We start from the raw sequence: 22,895 nt of genomic DNA, 5'->3' as shown, positions 1-22,895 counted from the left end.
TGGTTAAATTCTCACTCACTTTGGCTTGCCCTTCCTCAACAGCTTACGTAGAATCCCGCTATTATTTTTTACATAGTGATTGGTATTATCAAACAGCTGTTTAGTGCGACCGGGCCTTTGGCTTTATCAATAGATGGATACACACCACGCCAGCCTCAAATCGATATGGCGGTGGCGGTTGAGGATGCATTAAAAACCCGGTCTCAACTTGTTGTTGAGGCAGGCACTGGCACAGGTAAAACCTTTGCTTATTTGGCTCCCGCTCTTAAATCTAAGGGCAAAACGATTATTTCAACCGGTTCTAAAGCACTGCAAGAGCAGCTTTATCACCGCGATTTACCCGTATTAGTAAAAGCCTTAGGTGCGGCTAAAAAAACGGCCTTGTTAAAAGGGCGTGCCAATTATTTGTGTACGTATCGACTAACTCAGCATGTTGCACACGTACCAACAGACGACCCTGATGTAATGCATCAACTAGCCATGGTTGCAAAGTTTGCTAGTGAAACTCACAGCGGCGATTTAGCCGATTGTATTGGTATTGAAGAAGATGCCAAAGTGTTGCCGTATGTAAGCTCAACTGCTGATAATTGCTTAGGCAAAGAGTGCCCAGACTTTCAAGAATGCTATATTCGCAAAGCGCGTTTAAAAGCGGGGGATGCCGATGTTGTGGTAATAAATCACCATTTGTTTTTTGCTGATATGGCGGTAAAGGAATCTGGTTTTGCAGAGCTAATGCCCAATGCCGATGCCTACATATTTGATGAAGCCCATCAATTAAGTGAAATTGCCAGTGACTATTTTGGCGAAACCATGAGCACCAAAAAGCTGGTGGATTTAATTAACGATTTGCGCGCTATTTATCGCGCTGAAATTCCCGACATGCTGCAATTAGGCAAAAGTTTAAATAAACTTGAAACCAGTGTCGCTGATTTAAGGCTGCAGTTTGGAGTAGATGGCAGCCGAGGTGACTGGCGTGAAAAGCTCAGTAATAAGCTTATTTGCTCGGCATTACATCGCGTTATTAGTGATTTAGAGTTTGTGTATCAGGTATTAAAGTTATGCTTAGAGCGAAGTGATAAAATAGAACATCCGTTTGAACGAGTATTGGCTTTTAAAGGTCAGTTAGAGCGCGTATTCGATACTGCTCAAACAGGTTTTAGTTACTGGTACGAAACCACGAGGCGCTATTTAACTATTAATATTACGCCTCTGAATGTATCGGCTAAATTTGCTTTAATGATGAAAGAGTCGGGTTCAGGATTTGTTTTTACCTCGGCCACGTTATCGGTCGACAATGAACTGAGCCACTTTAATGCGAGCCTTGGCTTAAAACCAAAGCAAAGTATGATGGTAGATAGCCCGTTTGATTATGAAAATCAGGCGTTGCTGTGCTTACCTCGTTATTTACCACAATCGCATGAAGATAATATGCCCCATGCGATTGTAAAATTAACCTTAGAGCTTATTAAGTCGGCTAAAGGGCGTTGTTTTGTGTTATTTACCAGTTACCGTATGATGCATTTAGTGGCTGAGGGCTTAACTACGCAAATGGACTACCCAGTTTATATGCAAGGGCAAATGTCTAAACGAATTATACTAGAAAAATTTACTCGCCATGGTAATGCGGTATTGCTAGGCACCGCGTCATTTTGGGAAGGGGTTGATGTACGAGGTAGTACCTTAAGCTGTGTTATTATAGATAAGCTGCCATTTGCTGCACCTGATGACCCTTTGCTACAAGCTAAAATGCAAGATTGCCAAATGCAAGGCAAAGACCCGTTTGCACATATTCAATTACCTCAAGCGGTGATTGCCTTAAAGCAGGGGGTAGGTCGCTTAATAAGAGACAACAAAGATAAAGGCGTGCTAGTGATTTGCGATAATCGTTTAGTAACACGCCAATATGGACAAGTATTTTTAAAGAGTTTACCGCCAATGCGCCGTACACGTAGCTTAGAAGATGCCAATACATTTTTAAAACATATTAATTGAGTACAAAAATGATCAAAAGTAACATTCTCGCCCTAGATGCCTCTACTGAAGCATTATCAATTGTTTTGCATTATCAGGGTAAAACATTTCATCATTTTGAAGAGTGCCCGCAGCAGCATAGCCAAAAAATTCTGCCACTTATTGATGAGCTACTTGGTAAAGCCGGCTGTAAATTAAAAGATTTAGACGTAATAGGATTTGGCCAAGGGCCAGGTAGCTTTACTGGCGTGCGTATAAGCGTAGCCATTGCCCAAGGTCTTGCGTATTCAACTAATTTACCATTAGTTGGGGTATCTACTTTAGCAGTCATGGCGCAACAGACGTTTGAACAGTTTTCTACTGAGGTTGTGTATTCAAGTATTGACGCGCGTATGGGAGAAATCTACTTTGCTCAATACCACGCAAAAGATGGATTAATGACGCTTAAAGGCGAAGAGCGAGTATTCAAACCTGAATTGTTAGATGCAACTTTGATAGATACAAATATTGATGCTGCAGCCGTGGGGACTGGTTTTAAAAGTTACCCTAATGCACTAACGCCATTTAATAATGTAACCATACAGCCTGAAGTAACCTTACCGGATGCACACTATATGTTGGCACTAGTGGAGGACGAGTACCTTGCAGGTAAGGGTGTAAATGCCAGTGATGCACAACCAAAGTATGTGCGTGACACGGTAACATGGAAAAAATTACCGGGCCGTGAATAAACAAACACGGTTGTTTGCAAATTAAGCGATTTTAAATCATAATTTAAAGTATGTTGTTGGTTGGAGAAGCGCTGTGTCGCTACCTATAAGTTCAGGTTTTTTTACAGGTGATATACCTGCTAAGGTGCGTTCTACTTCGGTAGTTCCGGCGCAGCCTGAACGAGTAATAGAGCAAGCCAAACCACAAAAAACTAATACCGATTATGTCAAAAGCAGCCCAGAAGGGCTTGAACTTGCAAAAGAGTTTACAAAAGCGAACAGCAAAGATACCCAATACAGCCAAACTATTTACGATCAACCCAGTGCTCAAGTAAGCAAAGCGATTTCTACTTATACTGAGTTTGCTAATTTAGAGCGAAGAGCTGAAGTTCAAAGTTTAATTGGTGTTGATATATACGCTTAGCTAAGATTAAAAAAACAAAAAAGCCCGAATAAATTATTCGGGCTTTTTTATTAAGTTTCAAAGGCTACTGTTTTATATAACCAATTAATTTTTTAGCTATATCGGTATTATTTTGAGAGCCAACAAAGTCATCGCTATTTTTGCCATAGGCAAATACTTGTACATCAGACGCTGTGTGACCGCCCGTTGTCCAACCTGTAAAGCTTAAGTCATTAATAATGCTTTTAACGGCCAAGTTTAGGGTTTTCTCGCCCATAGCTTTGGCTTGTTTAAGCTTAATTTCGTTTTCAGTTGTAAATTCAATACTGGTATTAGCTTGCCACACCGTTTTAAGGTTATCAGAACCCATTAGTAATTTGGTCAATGTGCCCGCAGTGGCTTTTACACCTTTGATGACATCTGTTTCCCATTTATATTGGCCATGTGCACCAATAGTTAAACCGCCTGTTGAGTGGTCTGCCGTGATCACTAAAATAGTGTCTGGGTTGTTATCTACATAGGCTTTAGCCGTTTCGATTGATTTAGCAAAGTCATCCATTTCAGCCATTGCACAGGCAATGTCGTTTGCGTGACCACACCAGTCAATTTGGCTGCCTTCAATCATCACAAAAAAGCCTTTATCATTTTGCCCATCAAGCAAATCAAACGCTTTAGAAGTTAATTGCTTTAATCTTGTTGGGTTTTCATCAAGAGCAAACGGTAAGCCTTTAGGTGCATATAAACCTATAGCAGGCACTTGAGTGATTTGACCAAGGTTTTGAATATCATCGCCATATTGATAACCAGCTTGTTTAAATTCGTCTACTAAGTTTCTGTCATCACGAATAAAGTATTGAGTACCACCGCCTAACATTAAATCTACCGGTAATTTACCTGCAATTTTATTGTCAATGTAGTCATTAGCGATATCATCGTAGTTTCTTCTTGATTCATTATGTGCAGCAAAACTTGCTGGTGTTGCATGGTTTATTTGTGAGGTAGCTACTAAAGCTGTTGTCATTCCTTGCTCTTTTGCAATTTCTAGCATGGTTTTAACAGGCTTTTTAGCTGTATCGACGGCAATAGCGCCATTATAACTTTTATGGCCGCTGCTAAGTGCAGTTGCACCTGCTGCGCTGTCTGTAACATAGGTATGGTCATCTGGATACGTGTGCGCCATGCCTTTTAATATGGTATCAAAAACGGTGGTTTCTATTTCTTTTGTTGTTGGGTCATCTTTGTAATATCGATAAGCGGTTGTGAAAGCGGGACCCATGCCATCACCAATCATATAAATAACATTTTTAGGCGCTGTTTGAGCAAATGCTCCTGTTGTTGTACATAAAAGCGCTAATAAGCCGAACTGTTTTTTCATTGTGTGTACCCTTTAAGTGTACTTATTTTAATAGCGACTATTATTGTATACTGATGACCAGATAAATAAATGAATATGTTATGAAATCTCGCAATTTAAGTGTGTGCTCTTCTAGCTCGGTTCTATTATTTGTGTAATAACTCTTGTATGTTATTGCTATAACCAAATAAAAAGTAGAGGTTTGCATTGCAACCATTTTCTGTCAAAGCTAACGACTTAGATATATATGGCCTTAAATTTGGAGACGGTGAAGAGGTTGTTATTGCGCTTCACGGTTGGTTAGATAACAGTGCTAGCTTTGCACCTATGCTAACTGACGTACCGTCAAATCAAACATGGTATTGTATTGATTTTGCAGGACATGGACTATCATCTTGGCGAAGCTCTCAGGCACATTACTACTTTATTGATTATGTGGATGATGTGTATGCCTTAATCACAGCGCTTAAATTAAAAAAGGTACACTTGGTCGGGCATTCGATGGGGGCGATGGTCGCGGGTTTATTTGCGAGTTGTTTTAACGAGTATGTTAAATCCGTTTCTTTTATTGAAGGAATTGGCTGCGTTACCACGCAAGCAAATGAAGTCGCTTCGCAGCTAAGAAATGCCATACTTAACCGGGCACGGTTAACGATTAAAAAATCAAGGACATATACTTCTAAAGAGCAAATTTATCAAGCGCGTGCAAAAACAACTGATTTAAATGATGAACTAATTGCGTTGCTGATGGACAGAAATATAAAACAAATGCACAGTGGGTTTGAGTTAACAACTGATCCTAAGCTTAAAAATCACTCAGGTTTTCGATTTGATGAAGCGCAATGTATTGGTGCAATAAAAGAATTAATTGCACCATGTCAATTAATATTAGGTGATAAAGGTTATCCATTTGTAAAACAAAATTTAGACAAGTATAGTAAATATTACAATAACTTGAGTGTAATAGATGTGCCCGGTGGACATCATTGCCATATGCAAAGTAGTGGGCTATGTTTTGAACACATTCACGCATTTATGGTGCAAAGTAGTGCATGTTAATTGTATATTACCGATAAATGTGGGATTATCTCTAGATTAGAGTATTTGCTCAATTGTGAAAGTGCCTTACTTAGATTAAGGTTAATAAAAATATAATTATAAACAGGGGCTAAGAGTGGAAAAAATCTGGCTTAAGCGCTACCCAGAAGGTATGCCTGAAACAATCGATCCTGAGCACTACAACTCGTTACTCGAAGTGTTTGAAAAAAGTTTTAATGAATACAAAGATTTACCTGCATTTACAAATATGGGTAAAACATTGTCATACAACGAAATAGATGCAGCAACGAAACGTGTTGCCGCCTATATTCAAAACGACTTAGGGCTAAAAAAAGGCGATAAAGTCGCTGTGATGATGCCTAACTTGTTGCAAACCCCTATTGCTATTTTAGGTATTTTACGCGCAGGGTGCGTTGTGGTTAACGTTAATCCACTTTACACCGTACGTGAGCTAGAGCATCAGTTAAGAGATTCTGAAACATCGGCAATATTTATACTAGCTAACTTTGCTGATACGCTTGAAAAAGCGCTGCCTAACACTGACGTGAAACACATTGTGGTTACCCAAGTAGGTGACATGATGGGGGGTCTTAAAAAGCATTTAGTTAATTTTGTAGTTAAGCATTTCAAAAAAATGGTGCCAAGTTACACGTTACCTAACACGATTAAATTTTGTGATTTATTAAAAGCTGATCCAAATGGTTACACACGCCCAGACGTCAATCTAAGTGACTTAGCTTTTTTACAGTACACAGGTGGAACTACCGGTGTATCTAAAGGCGCAATGTTGAGCCATGGCAATATGGTAGGCAACCTTGAACAAGTGTCTGGTTGTTTAGACAAAGTACTTGACCGTGGTAGTGAAGTGGTTATTACCGCGCTTCCGCTTTATCATATATTTGCGCTAACAGCTAACTGTTTGGCATTTATGAAATACGGTGGTTTAAACGTTTTAATTACTAATCCACGTGATATGCCTGGATTTGTAAAAGAGCTGAGCCAGCATAAATTTACTGCTATTACAGGGGTTAATACGCTATTTAATGGTTTATTAAACACTCCTGGTTTCTCTGAACTTGATTTTAGTCACCTTAAAATGTCATTGGGTGGCGGTATGGCGGTACAACGTCCTGTTGCAGAAAAGTGGCAAAAAGTGACCAATACTAAATTAATGGAAGGCTATGGCTTAACTGAATGTGCTCCATTAGTAACAATTAGCCCATACGATTTAGAGGCATATAATGGCTCTATTGGTTTACCTGCGCCAAGTACAGATATTAAGTTAATGCTTGATAACGGTGAAGAAGCGGCTAAAGGTGAGCCAGGCGAGTTATGGGTTAAAGGCCCTCAAGTTATGCTTGGATACTATAATCGTCCAGACGCCACCGCTGAATGTTTAAAAGATGGTTGGTTTGCAACCGGCGATATTGCGACGTACGATGATGAAGGTTTCTTCTATATTGTTGACCGTAAAAAAGACATGATTATTGTTTCAGGCTTTAATGTTTTCCCAAATGAGATTGAAGAAGTGGTTGCAATGCACGAAGGTGTATTAGAAGTTGCTGCAATTGGTATTCCTCATGACATTAGTGGTGAACAAGTTAAAGTTTTTGTTGTGAAAAAAGACCCTTCTTTAACTGAAAAAGATATAATAAAACATTGTCGTGATAATTTAACTAATTATAAGGTTCCTAAACTCGTTGAGTTTAAGGATGAGTTACCCAAAACTAATGTGGGTAAAATCCTCAGAAGAGCCTTAAAAGATTAGCAACTATAAAAAAGCCGACATATGTCGGCTTTTTTATTGTAGGAGACTCAGTGCACTACCAATTGATCCAAACCCAAAATGAGCTAAATACGTTTGTAGAACAAATAAAAAACAAACCCATTCTTGCTATTGATACCGAGTTTATGCGCCGCCGTACTTTGTATCCCGAAGTTGCACTCATTCAAGTTTATGATGGCGAACATTTAGCACTTATCGACCCGCTAGCAGAGCTTTCCTTATTTGATTTTTGGCAGATACTTAAAGATCCAAACGTGTTAAAAGTACTTCATTCTCCTTCAGAAGATATTGAAGTTTTTCAAAAATACGCAGGTTTTGTTCCTTATCCATTGTTTGATACTCAGTTTGCACTTCAGCTATTAGGTGAGGGCAACTGTATGGGGTTTGCCTTAATGGTAAAAACCTTATTGAATATTGAAATTGATAAAAGTGAATCGCGCACCAATTGGTTACAACGTCCTCTCACTCAAAAACAACTTGAATACGCTGCGGCCGATACGTTTCACTTACTGCCTTGTTTTGAGTTAATTATAGACAGCATTAAAGCGGCCGATTTATTCGACATTGTTATTAACGAAAGTGAATTGGTGGCAAACAAGCGTGCTTTTCAAACACCAGATGAGTTACTTTATAAAGAGATTAAAAATGCATGGCAGCTTAAGCCGCATGAATTAGCGGTACTTAAAGAGTTAGCTGTGTGGCGAAGAAATAAAGCAATTCGAAAAAATCTAGCGCTTAATTTTGTTCTTAAAGAGCACAACATGACTGAAATCGCTAAACGAGGCCCGTCGAGCTTAAACGCGCTAAGACAAATTCCGGGTGTTGAGCCTATTGAAGTGAATCGTTCAGGGGTTGAAATTTTAAAGTGCATTGAGCAGGCTAAAACGGTTCCACCTGAACAGCACCCACAAGTACTCAAACGTCTCATTGATTTTCCTACGTATAAAAAAGTAGCGAAAGAAATCAAACAAAAAATTACGAAAGTTGCTAAAGAGCACAATATACCAGAAGACGTCATGGCATCTAAAAAGCAAATTAATCAGCTAATTAGTTGGAATTGGAAGCTAACAGATGAGCAAAAATTAAATCACATAAAGCCAGATTTACTCAGTTCATGGCGCTATGACTTTGTTAAAGATGCTCTAAAAGAGTGGGATAATTAAAGTCATAAAGGCGAGTGATAAACAAATAAAAAGGGCGCTTAGCGCCCTTGTTTGTTATTTCTTTTCTTCGTCAGGTAATGTGACATTGAGCTCGAGTACGGCTAAATCGTCTTCATTTTGATCAAACTGAACTTGAACCGCATCGGCGCCTACATTTACGTACTTACGAATGACATCTAATATATCTTGCTTTAATTGCGGCAAGTAATCAGGTGTACCACGCTGAGAACGTTCGTGCGCGACAATGATCTGCAATCGCTCTTTTGCTAATGACGCACTGTTTTTCTTTTCTGAGCGGAAGTAGTCAAGTAAAGACACATTAACCTCCAAATATCCGTTTGAATAAACCCTTTTTCTCAACATCTAAAAATCTAAATTCAACCGTTTCACCTAATAAACGACTGATCGCATCGGCATAAGCTTGGCCTGCGTCAGATTCGCTATCAAGGATAACGGGTTGTCCTGAGTTAGATGCACTAAGTACTGCTTGAGATTCAGGTATGACACCTAGTAAGTCGATGGCTAAAATGTCCTGGATATCTTCAACAGATAGCATTTCACCTTTTGTTACACGATCTGGATTATAGCGTGTTATTAGCAAATGCTCTTTAATGTTTTCTAAACCTTCTTCGGCGCGTTTAGATTTACTGTGTAAAATTCCAAGTATACGATCAGAATCTCGTACTGATGAAACCTCTGGATTAGTGGTTACAATTGCTTCATCAGCAAAGTACATTGCCATCATTGCACCGGCTTCAATACCTGCCGGAGAATCACAGACTATGTAGTCAAAGTCTTCTTTTAACTCATTAAGTACACGTTCAACACCTTCGCGTGTGAGTGCATCTTTATCGCGTGTTTGTGATGCAGGAAGTAAAAATAACTTCTCTACACGTTTATCTTTTATGAGTGCTTGGTTAAGGTTGGCTTCGCCATTGATTACATTAACGAAGTCATACACTACGCGACGTTCACAACCCATAATTAGGTCTAAATTACGTAAGCCGATATCAAAATCGATGATAACAGTTTTGTAGCCTTTTAGTGCTAAGCCTGTACCAATTGCTGCGCTTGATGTTGTTTTACCAACACCCCCTTTACCCGAGGTAACGACAATTATTTTTGCCATGAGATTTATCCTTTAACCAAAGCTGAAATTTCTAAAGATTCATTTTTTTGTTGTATTTGAACTGCGTTACCCCAGTGTTCACCTTGCAGTGAGTCACTGATCCAGTAATTACCATTGATTGAAACGAGTTCTGCTTCTAATTTATTACAAAATATATATGCGTTTTCTAGCCCTTTTGCACCGGCAATAGCACGGCCGCGTAGAGTTCCATAAATGTGTACATTACCATCGGCAATCACTTCTGCACCATGGCTTACTGCACCTAACACCACTAAATCACGGTCTTTGGCGTAAACTTGTTGGCCTGAGCGTACTGCACCATTAATAATTTGTGCTGGTAAATACACGGTTTTTTCAACCACTGACGTATTAGGCTCTACTCTTGCGGGTTCACTCTTAACGTCTTGTGAATAGTTTAAAACAGATAACCCTGCAGCTTTTGCTTGTTTGTGTTGCTCATCCGAACCATTACATACACCCACCGCATTAAAGCTCATGCGTTCAATAAGTGATTTTAAATGAACAAAGTCGATTGTGCTGTTTTTTACTTCAATTAAATTAACGACAATGGGGGCACCCTCAAAGAACTTTGGGGCTTGGGCTATTTTTACATACAGTTGTTCTGCTAAAAGGTTAATATCAGTACTATAAAGATGTAAAACTGATAACGTAAAAAGGTTGCCTTTTAGCTCAAAAATTTGGTCCGACATAGATGCTCAACTGGATTGTCTAGTTAGCATGTAACATTATATAAACCTAGGCTGAACAAGGCTTTTATTAAAGTTTCCACACTAATTTTTATAACTTATTATTATTGCCATGTTATAGTGTGTAGCACTGTTAAGCAAGATTTTATAGGGCCATAATGCTAACTGCGGTATATAAAAGTAAGAAAAAAGCAGATACTTTCTTATTTATTGAAAAAAGAGACGATTTTAGTAAAGTTCCGGAACCTTTAATGGCCATGTTTGGTCAACCTCAGTACGTGATGATCATTAACTTAGCTAAGCGAACTCAATTAGGCGTAGCGGATTTAGACACTTTAAAACAGTCGCTTAGCGACCAAGGCTATTATTTACAAATTCCGCCACCAGAGGAAAACTTGCTGAGTCAATTAAGAAAACAAAATGGAGTAGATAGTGATTAAAAAATTAGCAGTTGTATTGTGTGGTGTATGTTTAAGCTCATCGGTGATGGCAAAAACCCAAGCTGAGTTTCAACAATACCTTACTAATTTAAAGCAAGAGGCAATAGCTAAAGGCTACGATACTCAGTTAATTGAGCAAGCATTTGCCACTGCATCTTATAAAGAAAAAGTGATTTCTGCAGATAAAAATCAGCCTGAAGTAAAAGAAACACTGGAAACATATTTACCAAAACGTGTGCCTCAATGGAAAATTGATCGTGCGCGTAAATTATATAAAGAAAACCAAGAAGTTTTAGAGAAGGTCGCAAAAGACTTTGGTGTTCAAGCACGCTTTATCGTGGCTATTTGGGGCTTAGAGAGTAATTTTGGTGCCATTCAAGGTGGCCACAACGTGATTTCATCGTTGGTAACACTAGCATTTGATGGACGCCGTGAAGCACTATACAAACGCCAATTATGGGCTGCACTGGATATATTAAAGTCGGGTCATATTACGCTTGATAAATTTAAAGGCTCATGGGCAGGTGCAATGGGGCAAACTCAATTTATGCCAACCTCATTTAATGCCTATGCTGTAGATTACAACAATGATGGCCGCAAAGATATTTGGACAACTAAGGAAGACGCGTTTGCCTCTATTGCTAATTACTTAAAGCAAGAGGGCTGGAATGACAACTTAACCTGGGGTCGCCAAGTTCAATTACCTGCTAATTTTGATCAGCAGTATATTTTAAAGCGCGGTACTAAAACACGTAAGCAATGGCTTGAATATTGGAACAATTCAGAGCGCTCACTCGCTGACTGGCAAGCATTAGGGGTTCGTCGTGCTGATGGCAGCGATTTACCAAATGTTGCTGTGGATGCTGCACTAGTGATGCCTGATGATGTAAATGGGCGCATGTATTTAGCATACGACAACTACAAGGTATTTATGCACTGGAATCGGTCATATTACTTTGCAACTAGCGTGGGCTATTTGTCAGATAGAATTGCTTACCCAAAGATTTAAGCTAAAGCAAATAACTAAAAAAAGCCGCAAATTGCGGCTTTTTTGTGAGTGGTATATCGACTAAATTTCTTTTTTAAATATTTTATCTTTTAGGTCAATGACTTTGCCAATCCCTGAACCTAGTTTCATTAGCTTATTAAGCTGCTCAGGAGTTAAACGTTGTAATTCTGAGGACCATTTAGTTACTGTTTCAAGTAAGTTATGGATTTCGCCCATTTGTTTTTGAGCATAAATTTCATCGTCGTTACTTGCTTCGTCTAGTAAGTTATCTCGGAGTAAGCTCAGTGTAGGCTCAACTTCACGTTTTTTGCGCTCTTCGAATACGCGATTTGCCATATCCCAAATATCGCCTGCAGGGGCATAGTACTCTTTTCTATCTCCTGGGATATGCATTACTTTGATCAGCTGCCAAGATTGTAATTCTTTGATCCCCATACTCACGTTTCCGCGAGAGATACTTAGCGCATCAGCGATTTGATTTGCCGTCATTGGATCTTTAGTAATAATCAATAAACCACACATTTGTCCAATGGTGCGATTAAATCCCCAGCGGCTGCCCATCTCACCACAATGCATTACAAAGGCAAAGTTTTTTTCTGATAATGTCATTGTTACAAGTTTCAAAAATAAATGAAATCTATGCTAGCACGCTGGTTAAGTATGGCAAGACTTAAGCTGGGATAAAAAACCACGTTTTACGACTAATGATTGATATAGATTAATATTTAAGCATTTATAGTGAGGTATGTTGCGGGTATGCAACATAATCTTGCCGTTTAACACCCTTGTTAAATAGCATAAACTTTTTATAAACGATGGAATGACTATGAAAGCAGCAATAAATACAGAATATAAAGGCAAGTTAGCGATCACCGATTTACCGATTCCAGAAGTAGGCCCTAACGATGTCCTAGTAAAAATAGCCGCTTGTGGTGTGTGCCACACTGATTTACACGCATGTCATGGTGATTGGCCGGTAAAACCAAAAATGCCATTAGTACCTGGACACGAAGGTGTTGGTGTAATAGAAAAACTAGGAAGTAATATTAAGCACTTAGAAGTGGGCGATAGAGTAGGCGTACCATGGCTATACAGTGCATGTGGCCATTGTGAGTTTTGTTTAGATGGACGCGAAACCCTTTGTTTATCGCAACATAATACGGGTTACTCTATTGACGGTGGGTATGCAGAATACTGTTTAGCTCATGGTGACTACATCATCAAAATACCGGAAGGTTTAGGTTTTGCTGAAGCTGCCCCCTTATTTTGTGCGGGCGTAACAACGTATAAAGCTTTAAAAGTGTCTGGCGCTAAACCAGGTCAATGGGTTGCTATTGTCGGTGTGGGTGGTTTAGGGCACTTAGCAGTGCAATATGCAAAAGCAATGGGCTTTAATGTTATTGCGGTAGATACTGGTAAAGAGAAAATGGCGCTAGCTAAAGAGTTGGGTGCTGATATTACGCTTGATTTTAAAGAAGTGGTGCCCAGTGAGGCCATTTTTGAGCAAGTAGGTGGCGCGCATGCTGTTGTTTGTACGGCAGTATCAAAACCAGGTTTTGAACAAGCTTATAAAAGTGTTCGCCGAGGGGGGAAATGTGTATTGGTTGGATTACCGCCTGAAGACATGCCATTGCCAATTTTTGACACCGTATTAAATGGTGTTTCAGTGGTTGGCTCTATTGTAGGTACGCGCAAAGACCTGCAAGAATGTCTTGAATTTGCTGCGCAAGGCAAAGTAAAAGCTATCATTGAAGAGAAAAAACTTGAAGATATTAATGAAATTTTTGATGACATGCTTAAAGGCGAAATAAACGGCCGCATAGTTGTTACGATTTAATATTAAGTTTTTACATGAAAAAGCACGGTATTTCAATTGAAACTCCGTGCTTTTAAAATTATTAAACTATTAAAGTGTGTAACTAAAGCTTAGCTTTGCATTACGTTCTTCACCTGGCATTCCGCCTAAAAACATGGCTTTAGAATAGTATTTTTTATTAAACAGGTTATTAATGTTTAATTGCATCTGCCAGTTGTCTGCTTTATAGCTAACCGCAGCATCATATACGGTATAAGCTGGTACGTAGCCATTATCAATACCAAATGAACTTGAGTTAGTACTACGCTTATCAACAAATGTTAAACCTGCGCTTAAATCAACTGCGTGCGGTAATTCAAGCAGCGCTGCTGAGTAAGTAACCCATGAACTAGCTGTTACATAAGGCACCCCTTTTTGACGAGTATTATAGCTGTCACGATTTGGGTTGGTTTTATCGCGGGCGTCTTGATAAACACCGTTGATATTAACTTTCCATTGATCGTTCAAATAGGCATTTAAATCAATCTCTACACCTTTTGTTTGTTCTTCACCATCAAAGAAGCTCTCTACTACATTAGGTGCTGACACGCCGGCTTCATAAAGAGGGTTGGCATATTCTAAATTAGTACGCGCACTTTCAAATACCACAATTGATGCCAGTAATTGGTCATCAAATGCTTTAAAACGAAATCCTAAATCGTTACTCACAGATTCGGAATCGTCTCTATCGGCTTCATTACCGGCAACAGAGCCAAGAACACTGTAAGCTGTGCGCCCTTTAGAGTGATTTAAAAACAAAGCCATATCAGCGGTTACTTGATAAGTAGCACCTAGGTTATACGTTAAACCACTGTCTGAGGTATTTGCTTCTGGCGTTGGATTTGCGCGGCTTTGACTATAACGAGGGTCAACACCAAAGTGCTCGTAACTTTGTTTAATACGATTATGAGCAACACCAATACGAGTAGTGATCTTATCGTTAATGTAAGCAACATGTTGAAGGCCTACGCCCCATGCTTGTACTTTTTTATTGTAATCACTGGTTTTAAGCGGATCATAATCAGCAAATTCATCCGCAGGCCAATTTGGCTGGCGTATATCAAAAATATACGGTAGTGCACCTTGGTAAATAACTTCTCCGGCTTTGTTTTTAATGACCTTATCGGCATCATAAATGGAGTATTGTTTAAAACGAATATCTCGGTCTTCGTAGTTGGCATTAACCAGTAATTCGTTTTCTATATTGCCGAGCATAAAGTCATAACGTAAATCTAAAAAGTATTGCCATGATTTCTCATCTGCTTCTACTTGGCGATATTCTTGGCGTCTAGCTGCGAAAGGGTGTAATACATTATCAACAACTAACGGTGCGCGTGGATCTTGGTTAATTACACCACGTCGGTTCCAATACACATAATTATAAGCACCTGTTTGGCGAGCAAAGCTAGAGGTGTAATTACGGTACTGTAGCTGTTGATTTAAAAATAAATCATCACTAATGTAGTAATTGTGCGCTAATTTAAAACGCAGCTCTTCACCTTCGTTATCCTTTGCCATCGGTGATATTATGCCATTGGTACCAAAGTTAAAGGGTGTTAAACCATCATTGCTTGCCAAAGAGTTAGCGAGTTCATTTCGTTGTGCTTCACTCAATTGTAAGCCACTTGCTGTAGGGTCATTAACTAAATCGGCGCCTGATACTTCTCCTGCAGTTAAACCGTTAACCGATTTACTGTTAAAAATACGAATAGGGTGGCCAATAGAATCCACTGCAATAGCATCTTTAATATATGCCCCAGACAATACAAAAGATTGCTGGTCATTAAGCACATATTTTAAAGACGAGTAAATTTCATCGCGCTGATCTTTTAAATCACGAAAGCCATCGCTAGAGGCGGTTTTGGCCATAACCCGATAAGCTAAATCGTCGGTTATTGCATTGGTGCTATCAAGTGCAAGCGAATAACTATCCCACTGGCCAATATCCATTTCTAGGGTATGTTGCTCGTTAAACTGTGGTTTTTTTTCAATCAGGTTGATCACACCACCGGCACTACCCATACCATACAAGCCCGTTGCAGGGCCTTTTAATACTTCAATTGATTCAACATTGGTTAAAGAACGAGTAGGGTTAAATGTATTGCCTAACCCTGCGCCGCCATACATGCCATCGTAAGTGTAATTAGCGCCCAAGCCACGAATAACTAAGTTGTCACCAATGCCATAGTTATTACCCGCTTGAGTTAGGCCACTCACATTACGGATCACATCCTGAAGACTATCAATACCTTGTGACTCAATCAGTGCTTTATCAACAATAACCACCGGTGCAGGAGTTTCCATTAGCGACATGTCTGATTTAGTTGCTAAACCTGAATTCATCACCACTCGGTTTTGTTGCTCGTAAACGCTAATTCGTTCAATATCTGAATTAACTTGTGACTCGTTAGCCATTGCTAAACTTGCGTTTAAGCACGCCATAGTGAGGAGAGAGTATTGAAATCTTTTCATAAACTGATAACCATTCGCATTTGTTAATTTTCGAGAATGATAATGGTTATCATTTTAAAATTAAATAAAAAGTTCAATTTTTTTTACTTTAATAGGTACGTTTGCTTGATTGTTATTCAATGTGATTTAAAAGTAATCATATTTGAAAATTTCAATGGAGTATTACAGTAGATAATTGGTTTAGCGGAAAGATCTTTTGAATAAAATATTGATGGCTAAACAAGCAGCTTAGCTAAATTTGCTAAAAAACTGTTAAGGTTGAGCGCAGCGCAACCTTATAGAGGCGTTTTGGATTTACTGTTTGTAAACCACACCCGCTTTCATAACGAATGGGATCTGCTCTAGTGTAGAAATGTTTTTTAATGGGTTAGTGTTTACCGCTATAATATCAGCTGCAAAACCAGTTTTAATTTGCCCTAGTTGTTTATCAGCTTTTAATAATTTAGCACTATTAATGGTCGCGGCTTGAATAGCTTGTAATTCACTCATACCAAATTCAACCATTCGCGAGAACTGCTTAGCGTTATCACCATGCGGGTAAATAGCTGCGTCGGTTCCAAACACCATGTTTACACCCGCTTCAACCGCGCGTTTAAAACTATCGCGTTGTTTTTTTGATACCAGACGTTCCTTATTTAGATTTTCTTCATCCACGCCATTTTGTTCACCAAAGCTTAGCGTATATTCGGTATTATAAATATCCATAGACAGCCAAGTTCCATGCTCTTTTGCAAGCGCGATTGCTTCATCGTCTAAAAAGCTAGCGTGCTCAACACTATCTACACCGGCTTTAATTGCCGTTTTAATACCGTTAGTTCCATGTGCGTGAGCGGCAACAGGTAATTCACGCATGTGCGCTTCATCAACAATGGCTTTCATTTCTTCAAAGGCGTATTGCTGTATGCCGACTTTTGTTCCTTTAGAGAATACACCGCCTGTGGCGCATAGTTTGATTGCATTAGCGCCATATTTTATATTTTCACGCACTTTAATACGCACTGCCCATGGGCCATCAGCAACGCCGGCCGCAGTATATTTCATCTCTGGAGGTAAGCGATTATTATCGCAGTGCCCACCAGTAATGCTCAAAGAAGGCCCTGCAGCCCAAATGCGTGGGCCGATAATATCACCTGCATTCACACCGTCTCGCACCGCAATAACACTGTAGCCCTCAGCACCTAAGTTCCTTACTGTAGTAAATCCAGCTTCTAAGGTTTGCTTAGCAAAATAGCTGGCTTTAATGGCCATTCTCGGAACAGATTGCCCTAAACGTTCACTTCGAGACACGGTTGGATCGCTGGTTAAATGTACGTGCATGTCCATTAACCCTGGCAACAGGGTAAGCGTTTGTAGATTTATCAGTTCATCATTACTGCTAAGCTTGGGCTTTTTATTAAATTGGATTTGGCTAATAACACCGTTATCTATGGCAATCAACGGATTAGCTTTAAGTTCGCCTGTTTCAACATCTAGCAAAGCTTTGGCCGATATATAGGTTGTGGCTAGTGTATTTGCGCTGGTTAAACTCAGAAATGCGATTGATGCAGTTAGTAAATGTTTTTTCATGTTTAAGTCATTATAATTATTTTCATTCACTTGAATGTAGCAACCATGCGCTATTGAGTAAATAATATAGCGACGAATAGCATTGACCATAATTGCTTTATTTAAGCTATTTAAAACCGCATAATTGGCGGGTAAAAACTAACAAGGATCTTTATGAAAGTTATTAAAATAGCACTGGTTGCCAGTAGCGTTATGTTTGCCTTAAGTGGTTGTATGAGCACCAGCTCACAATTAAACACAAATCAGTCAGTCGCACCTGTCATAAGCGAATTATCAGCCGAGCAGCAATTAGATGTGCTCGTTGCTCAGTACTACGATGAATCATTAGCTTTTAATCCATTAAGCGCTACTTACAATGGCCGCCATGAATTTGATGATCAATTTTTGCCTGAAATATCGCAGTTTAATCGCGATAAAAAAGCCGCATTTTACAAAAAATATCAACAACGCTTAACGCTGATTGATGAATCACAACTGACCGGTCAAGCGCTACTGAATTTTGAAGTATTATCCCGTGATTTAGCCCTCAAGCTTGAGGGGATGCAATATAAAAATTATTTGTTACCGATAAATCAAATGTCAGGTGCGCATAATACCTTCGCTGGATTTGGTTCAGGACAAAGTGCTCAGCCTTTTAATACTGTTGCCGACTACCAAAAATTTATCAAGCGTGCAGATGGTTTCGTTAAATGGCTTGCAAGTGTTGAACAATCAATGGCGCAAGGCGTTAAAAACGATGTGGTACTGCCTATGCCATTAGCAAAAAAATTACTCCCGCAATTTAAAGCGCATGTTGTTACAAGCGCAAAAGATTCTCTCTTTTATTCGCCCATTAAAGCCATGCCCAATTCTTTTTCAGCTGATGAAAAGCAGCAGTTAAGATCGCAGTATACAACATTGATTTTAGATAAATTAGTACCTGCATATCAGCGAATGAGCGATTTCTTACTTAACGATTATATTCCTTATGCCCGCGATTCTGTTGGTTATGCTGATTTACCCAATGGTAAAGCGTGGTACGACTACCAAATAAAGAAAAATACTACATTAAGTTTATCAGCGGATGAAATTCATGAGATTGGTTTAAGTGAAGTGGCAAGAATCTTAAGTGAGATGAAAACGGTTAAAGACACCGTAGGATTTGAAGGAGAATTATCAGCCTTTTTTAACCACTTACGTGACTCAGATGAGTTTTATTATAAAACAGCCGATGAGTTAATTGCCGCCTATGAACAAATTAAAGTAAAAATAGACGCTCGCTTACCAAAGTTATTTAATATTGAGCCTAAGGCTCCTTATGTTGTTAAAGCGGTTGAAGCCTATCGTGCCCAATCGGCTGCAGGAGCCTCGTATGCAGGGCCTGCTCCTGATGGTTCGCGCCCAGGTATATTTTATATCAATACATACAACTTAAAAGCACAGCCTAAGTTCTTACTCGAAACGCTGTCTATTCATGAAGCCGCTCCGGGGCATCACTTTCAAATTGCGCTGCAACAAGAGGTGCAAAGCTTACCTGATTTTCGTAAATTTGGCGGCTACACGGTATTTGCCGAGGGCTGGGCTTTATACGCAGAAAGCCTAGGCAAAGAACTGGGCTTATTTACTGACCCGTATATGTGGTACGGGCGTCTTAGCGATGAGCAGCTAAGAGCGATGCGATTAGTGCTTGATACAGGTTTTCATGCCAAAGGTTGGACACGTCAACAAGGCATTGATTACATGCTAGCAAATTCTTCAATGGCAAAAAGTGATGTTATCGCTGAAGTTGAGCGCTATATCGCATGGCCTGGGCAAGCATTATCGTACAAATTGGGCGAGTTTAAAATTAAAGAGCTCAGAGATTACGCCCACCAGCAATTAGGTGAGCAATTTGATATTAAAGCGTTTCATACGCAAATATTGATTGATGGTGCATTACCTATGCCTATTCTGGAGAAAAAAATTAAACGTTGGGTTAAATCTCTGCAGTAATAAAATCGCGCGAAGCCATGCAGATATTAGGGATTGGCTTTGCGCGCTTTGCTGCAATACGTTAGAATGCGCGCTCTTAAAAGGGGCGAGAACACCATGTTTGATCAACAATTAGCAAATACCCAATTTTGGCTTAGCAAAAGCCTGAATGAAATGAACCAACAAGAATGGGAAGCCATTTGTGATGGATGTGGAAAGTGTTGTTTAAACACCTTTATTGACAGTGAAGACGAAGATGACTTTACTGCTACCGATCAGCTAAGAGAAGGCGAGCAACTTATATTCACTAATATTGTTTGCCAATACCTTGATAACAATACCTGTGGCTGTAGTGAATACGAAAACCGCCAAACCTTAGTCCCTTCGTGCGTTAAGCTCACTAAAGAAAACCTAAAAGACATCTTTTTCATGCCCCAAAGCTGTAGCTACCGCCGACTTCATGAAGGGCGCGGTTTAGCAACGTGGCATCCGTTACTTAATAACGGCGATAAAACTAAAATGCATGAGCTAAATATTTCAGTCAAAGATAAAACAGTAAAAGATTGTGATGTAAAACTGGAAGATTTTGACTTGTATATTGCCGAGTGGCCAACCAAGGATTGCAACTAGTGAGTAAGTTACAAGCAAGTATTGGTTTAATAAACCCTAAAAGCCCAACCAATGTGGGTGGTGTATTACGCGCAGCAGGTTGTTATGACGCCAAGCAGGTGTTTTTTACCGGCAACCGTTATTTAAATGCACAAAAATTTCATACTGATACTAAAAATGTGGTGCAACGTATTCCATTAACCGCCACCGACAATTTAGCATCAGTTAAGCCACAAGACGCAAAAGTAGTGGTAATAGAGCTAATTGAAGGTGCCACTCCTTTACCCGAGTTTACTCATCCTGAGAACGCATTTTATGTGTTTGGTCCAGAAGACGGCTCTGTGCCTAAAGACGTTTTAAAATGGTGCGACGAAGTTGTGTATATCCCAACTATAGGTTGTATGAATCTAGCGGCAACTTGTAATGTTGTTCTTTATGACCGACTCGCGAAATTGGGCGGAATTCAAAGCAGCGATGAAACCATTATTTCCTCACGCGATACTAATAATAAAATGAAATGGAAAAAACAACCTTAATATACACATTATAAGCGTGAACAGGACGTGGTAGCTTTGCTCGGTTTTACTTATTCTTAAATGGATGTAAGCTAATGGAATAGCGCAGGAGCAGTTATCGAGCCCACCACTAATTTACCAACCTCGCACCACGATTAAATCGCCCCCAGTTTAAAAAAATATTAATCCGCAAAGCATCAACAGATCCTAGTTAAATGTAAATAAAAGTAACTAATCAACTTAAAAAATAAGCAGTTCGTCTTTTTTTAACTCTATAAGTGTAAAAATATGTAATTATAATGAAAAAATAATAACTACAAGGTTTTACATTTTATGCATAGGGTACGTTACTTGTTTTGCTGTTGTTGGCTAATGTTACTAAGCATTCCGCTAACAGGCTGTTATTCAAAGCCTGCAGCTTTAGATCCTCAAGTAGCAAGTACTGGTGAGTCGTTATCCACGATAGCCCAAACCACTGATGTCATTTTTTACGATTTGCAGCTAGTTGTCCTGCCCAGTAAGAAAAAAATTTCTGGCATAGGTAAAACCATGTTTCGCGTGCTGAAAAAAACGCAGCAAGTCGAACTCAAGCTCGATAATCGTTTCTCTATTGAAAATGTCACTGTTGCAAAGCAACCAGTCAATTTTAGTCACCAGCAGGGCATTATCATTATTGATCTGTATGAAACTAAATACCCAGGTGAAGTTGTCGAGGTTGCCATTAGCTATTCAGGACACCCTCATGAAGCTACTAATCCTCCGTGGAGTGGTGGCTTTGTATTTAGCCATACGGCACAAGGTCAGCCTTGGATAGCAACGGCAGTACAAGGCGAGGGCTGTGATTTATTTTGGCCTTGTAAAGATCACTTCAGTGATAAAGCCGACAGTATGCGTATTCGTGTGACAGTACCTACGGGGTTAAGTGTTGCTAGTAATGGTGTACTTAAAAAAATTATGCCATTAAAAAATAATACAACTGAATTTGATTGGTTTTTATCTGAGCCTGCCAGTGATTACAATATTGCGCTAAATATTGGTCCCTTCGAACGTATTCAACAGCAATATAAAAGTATTAACGGCACGCAGGTACCTGTTGAATTCTGGGCATTACCTGAAAACAGCCACAAAGCCACTATGCTACTCAATGATGATGTATATCAACAGCTCGCATTTTTTGAATCTGTATTAGGGCCTTACCCTTGGGGAATGCAAAAATTAGGCTTTGTAGAAACACCGCATCTGGGTATGGAACATCAAACCATTAACGCTTATGGTAAAGGGTATACCCGCGATCCAAGTGGCTATGACTGGCTTATTCAGCACGAGTTGGCTCATGAATGGTTTGGCAATTTAATGACCCATGAAAAACTCAACGATGCGTGGTTACACGAAGGCTTTGGTTTCTATATGCAACCCGCTTACAGCTTATTTAAATTTGGTGAAGCTGCTTATAACCATGCTATGTACACCGCGTATTTAGGATTAAAAAATTGCCATCCTATTGTTAAACAAGGGAAAGTTACTTCTAAAGAAGCGTTTAATGCAGATATTTATGGTAAAGGTGGTTGGACGCTTCACACTCTGCGATGGCTAATTGGAGACGAGTTATTTTGGCAAGCTGCCCGAGAGTTAGTATATGGTCAAACGCAAACAGCTAATTTGAGTTACCCAATCGAGTCGCGTTATCGCAGTAGCCAAGAGTTTATTAATATTGTTAACCGGATCACGGGCGATGATTATACGTGGTTATTTGATGTGTATTTAAAGCAAGCCGCGTTACCAACCTTAACAATGGAGCGAACCAACACAGTCATTTATTTAAGCTGGAGTAACAGCGAAAAAGATGGCACAGCGTTTAAAATGCCTGTTCCTATTTCTATAAACGGGAAGTTGACAACTCACACTCCAGTGGATGGACTGATCACTATCAATGCCAAAAAAAGCGACATTATCGTTATCGATCCACAGATGAAGGTTCTGCGACAGTTACCCATAATTAGTCAATGCCAGCAACAAAGCTAAGCTTATATAGCTTAAATTACAACTTGTCATAAGTTTAAGATTTAACCAAATACCGTTCTTTTTGGTTTTTAAATCTCATTATTTATTATTATTTTTAATTATTAACCTCGCCTGAACAATATTTGCTAAGACTTTCAGTTAAAAATTTGTTAAAAAGGCAGTGGTAATAATGATT

General features: G+C 39.4%; 20 protein-coding genes. 13 read left to right on the top strand and 7 right to left on the bottom strand.

The features are described 5' to 3' along the window. The first annotated feature begins 75 nt into the window (after positions 1-75). From yoaA to CWB77_RS12460, 3 genes are all read left to right on the top strand, one after another. Positions 76-1,992, top strand: a complete 1,917-nt coding sequence (yoaA, locus tag CWB77_RS12470) for a DNA repair helicase YoaA (RefSeq protein WP_138622984.1) — start codon at positions 76-78, stop codon at positions 1,990-1,992. Between the two features lie 8 nt (positions 1,993-2,000). Continuing rightward, complete coding sequence (tsaB, locus tag CWB77_RS12465) at positions 2,001-2,702, top strand: tRNA (adenosine(37)-N6)-threonylcarbamoyltransferase complex dimerization subunit type 1 TsaB (protein ID WP_138622982.1); 702 nt, start codon at positions 2,001-2,003, stop codon at positions 2,700-2,702. A gap of 73 nt (positions 2,703-2,775) precedes the next feature. After that, positions 2,776-3,105 carry a hypothetical protein gene (locus CWB77_RS12460; protein ID WP_010388855.1) on the top strand — a complete coding sequence of 110 codons (330 nt, stop codon included), beginning with the start codon at positions 2,776-2,778 and terminating at the stop codon, positions 3,103-3,105. Between the two features lie 64 nt (positions 3,106-3,169). On the opposite strand, the gene CWB77_RS12455 is transcribed toward CWB77_RS12460, so the two are convergent. Beyond that, complete coding sequence (locus tag CWB77_RS12455; RefSeq protein ID WP_010388854.1) at positions 3,170-4,459, bottom strand: alkaline phosphatase; 1,290 nt, start codon at positions 4,457-4,459, stop codon at positions 3,170-3,172. 186 nt (positions 4,460-4,645) lie between these two features. On the opposite strand from CWB77_RS12455, the gene CWB77_RS12450 reads away from it, so the two are divergent. The 3 genes from CWB77_RS12450 (at position 4,646) to rnd (ending at position 8,446) form a co-directional block, all read left to right on the top strand. Next, a complete protein-coding gene (locus CWB77_RS12450) occupies positions 4,646-5,497 on the top strand; it encodes an alpha/beta fold hydrolase (RefSeq protein WP_138622980.1) in 852 nt (283 codons plus the stop codon). 115 nt (positions 5,498-5,612) lie between these two features. Then, on the top strand, positions 5,613-7,265 hold the full coding sequence (fadD, locus tag CWB77_RS12445; RefSeq protein WP_138622978.1) for a long-chain-fatty-acid--CoA ligase FadD: 1,653 nt from the start codon (positions 5,613-5,615) through the stop codon (positions 7,263-7,265). Between the two features lie 50 nt (positions 7,266-7,315). After that, positions 7,316-8,446 carry a ribonuclease D gene (gene rnd / locus CWB77_RS12440; RefSeq protein WP_138622976.1) on the top strand — a complete coding sequence of 377 codons (1,131 nt, stop codon included), beginning with the start codon at positions 7,316-7,318 and terminating at the stop codon, positions 8,444-8,446. A 54-nt stretch (positions 8,447-8,500) separates the two neighbouring features. Here rnd and minE read toward each other — a convergent pair whose 3' ends face one another. From minE to minC, 3 genes are read right to left on the bottom strand one after another with little or no spacing between them, the layout of a single operon-like run. Next, positions 8,501-8,764 (bottom strand): cell division topological specificity factor MinE, encoded by a 264-nt coding sequence (gene minE / locus CWB77_RS12435; protein WP_008111532.1) that lies wholly within the window; start codon positions 8,762-8,764, stop codon positions 8,501-8,503. 1 nt (position 8,765) lies between these two features. Beyond that, positions 8,766-9,575, bottom strand: a complete 810-nt coding sequence (gene minD / locus CWB77_RS12430; protein ID WP_008111531.1) for a septum site-determining protein MinD — start codon at positions 9,573-9,575, stop codon at positions 8,766-8,768. Positions 9,576-9,580: 5 nt separating this feature from the next. Then, positions 9,581-10,285: a septum site-determining protein MinC gene (minC, locus tag CWB77_RS12425; RefSeq protein ID WP_008111529.1), complete on the bottom strand. Its 705-nt coding sequence runs from the start codon at positions 10,283-10,285 to the stop codon at positions 9,581-9,583. A gap of 155 nt (positions 10,286-10,440) precedes the next feature. On the opposite strand from minC, the gene CWB77_RS12420 reads away from it, so the two are divergent. Then, a complete protein-coding gene (locus CWB77_RS12420) occupies positions 10,441-10,722 on the top strand; it encodes a YcgL domain-containing protein (protein ID WP_008111526.1) in 282 nt (93 codons plus the stop codon). Continuing rightward, positions 10,715-11,731, top strand: a complete 1,017-nt coding sequence (locus tag CWB77_RS12415; protein WP_008111524.1) for a lytic murein transglycosylase — start codon at positions 10,715-10,717, stop codon at positions 11,729-11,731. Before CWB77_RS12420 ends, CWB77_RS12415 begins: the two co-directional genes overlap by 8 nt. Before the next feature lie 60 nt (positions 11,732-11,791). Here CWB77_RS12415 and CWB77_RS12410 read toward each other — a convergent pair whose 3' ends face one another. Beyond that, a complete protein-coding gene (locus CWB77_RS12410; RefSeq protein WP_010388849.1) occupies positions 11,792-12,340 on the bottom strand; it encodes a GbsR/MarR family transcriptional regulator in 549 nt (182 codons plus the stop codon). A gap of 217 nt (positions 12,341-12,557) precedes the next feature. On the opposite strand from CWB77_RS12410, the gene adhP reads away from it, so the two are divergent. Then, positions 12,558-13,568 carry an alcohol dehydrogenase AdhP gene (gene adhP / locus CWB77_RS12405; protein WP_054201589.1) on the top strand — a complete coding sequence of 337 codons (1,011 nt, stop codon included), beginning with the start codon at positions 12,558-12,560 and terminating at the stop codon, positions 13,566-13,568. Positions 13,569-13,637: 69 nt separating this feature from the next. Here adhP and CWB77_RS12400 read toward each other — a convergent pair whose 3' ends face one another. Continuing rightward, the gene (locus CWB77_RS12400) at positions 13,638-16,058 is read right to left on the bottom strand and encodes a TonB-dependent receptor (RefSeq protein ID WP_138622975.1); all 2,421 of its coding nucleotides are present in this window, start codon (positions 16,056-16,058) and stop codon (positions 13,638-13,640) included. A gap of 294 nt (positions 16,059-16,352) precedes the next feature. Next, a complete protein-coding gene (locus CWB77_RS12395; protein ID WP_138622973.1) occupies positions 16,353-17,624 on the bottom strand; it encodes a Xaa-Pro dipeptidase in 1,272 nt (423 codons plus the stop codon). A 153-nt stretch (positions 17,625-17,777) separates the two neighbouring features. Between CWB77_RS12395 and CWB77_RS12390 the strand changes: the two genes are divergently transcribed. From CWB77_RS12390 to CWB77_RS12375, 4 genes are all read left to right on the top strand, one after another. Continuing rightward, positions 17,778-19,595 (top strand): DUF885 domain-containing protein, encoded by a 1,818-nt coding sequence (locus tag CWB77_RS12390; RefSeq protein ID WP_138622971.1) that lies wholly within the window; start codon positions 17,778-17,780, stop codon positions 19,593-19,595. A 96-nt stretch (positions 19,596-19,691) separates the two neighbouring features. Next, positions 19,692-20,204, top strand: a complete 513-nt coding sequence (locus CWB77_RS12385) for a YcgN family cysteine cluster protein (RefSeq protein WP_008468055.1) — start codon at positions 19,692-19,694, stop codon at positions 20,202-20,204. Then, positions 20,204-20,719 (top strand): RNA methyltransferase, encoded by a 516-nt coding sequence (locus CWB77_RS12380; protein ID WP_054201586.1) that lies wholly within the window; start codon positions 20,204-20,206, stop codon positions 20,717-20,719. The genes CWB77_RS12385 and CWB77_RS12380 overlap by 1 nt, the downstream gene beginning before the upstream one ends. Positions 20,720-21,031: 312 nt before the next feature. Continuing rightward, positions 21,032-22,720 carry a M1 family metallopeptidase gene (locus tag CWB77_RS12375; protein WP_248526993.1) on the top strand — a complete coding sequence of 563 codons (1,689 nt, stop codon included), beginning with the start codon at positions 21,032-21,034 and terminating at the stop codon, positions 22,718-22,720. Positions 22,721-22,895 lie beyond the last annotated feature (175 nt).

The organism is Pseudoalteromonas sp. S1610 (genome assembly GCF_005887465.1).
In the GTDB taxonomy this organism is placed as follows: domain Bacteria; phylum Pseudomonadota; class Gammaproteobacteria; order Enterobacterales; family Alteromonadaceae; genus Pseudoalteromonas; species Pseudoalteromonas undina.
This window is presented reverse-complemented; position numbering and strand designations above follow the sequence as displayed.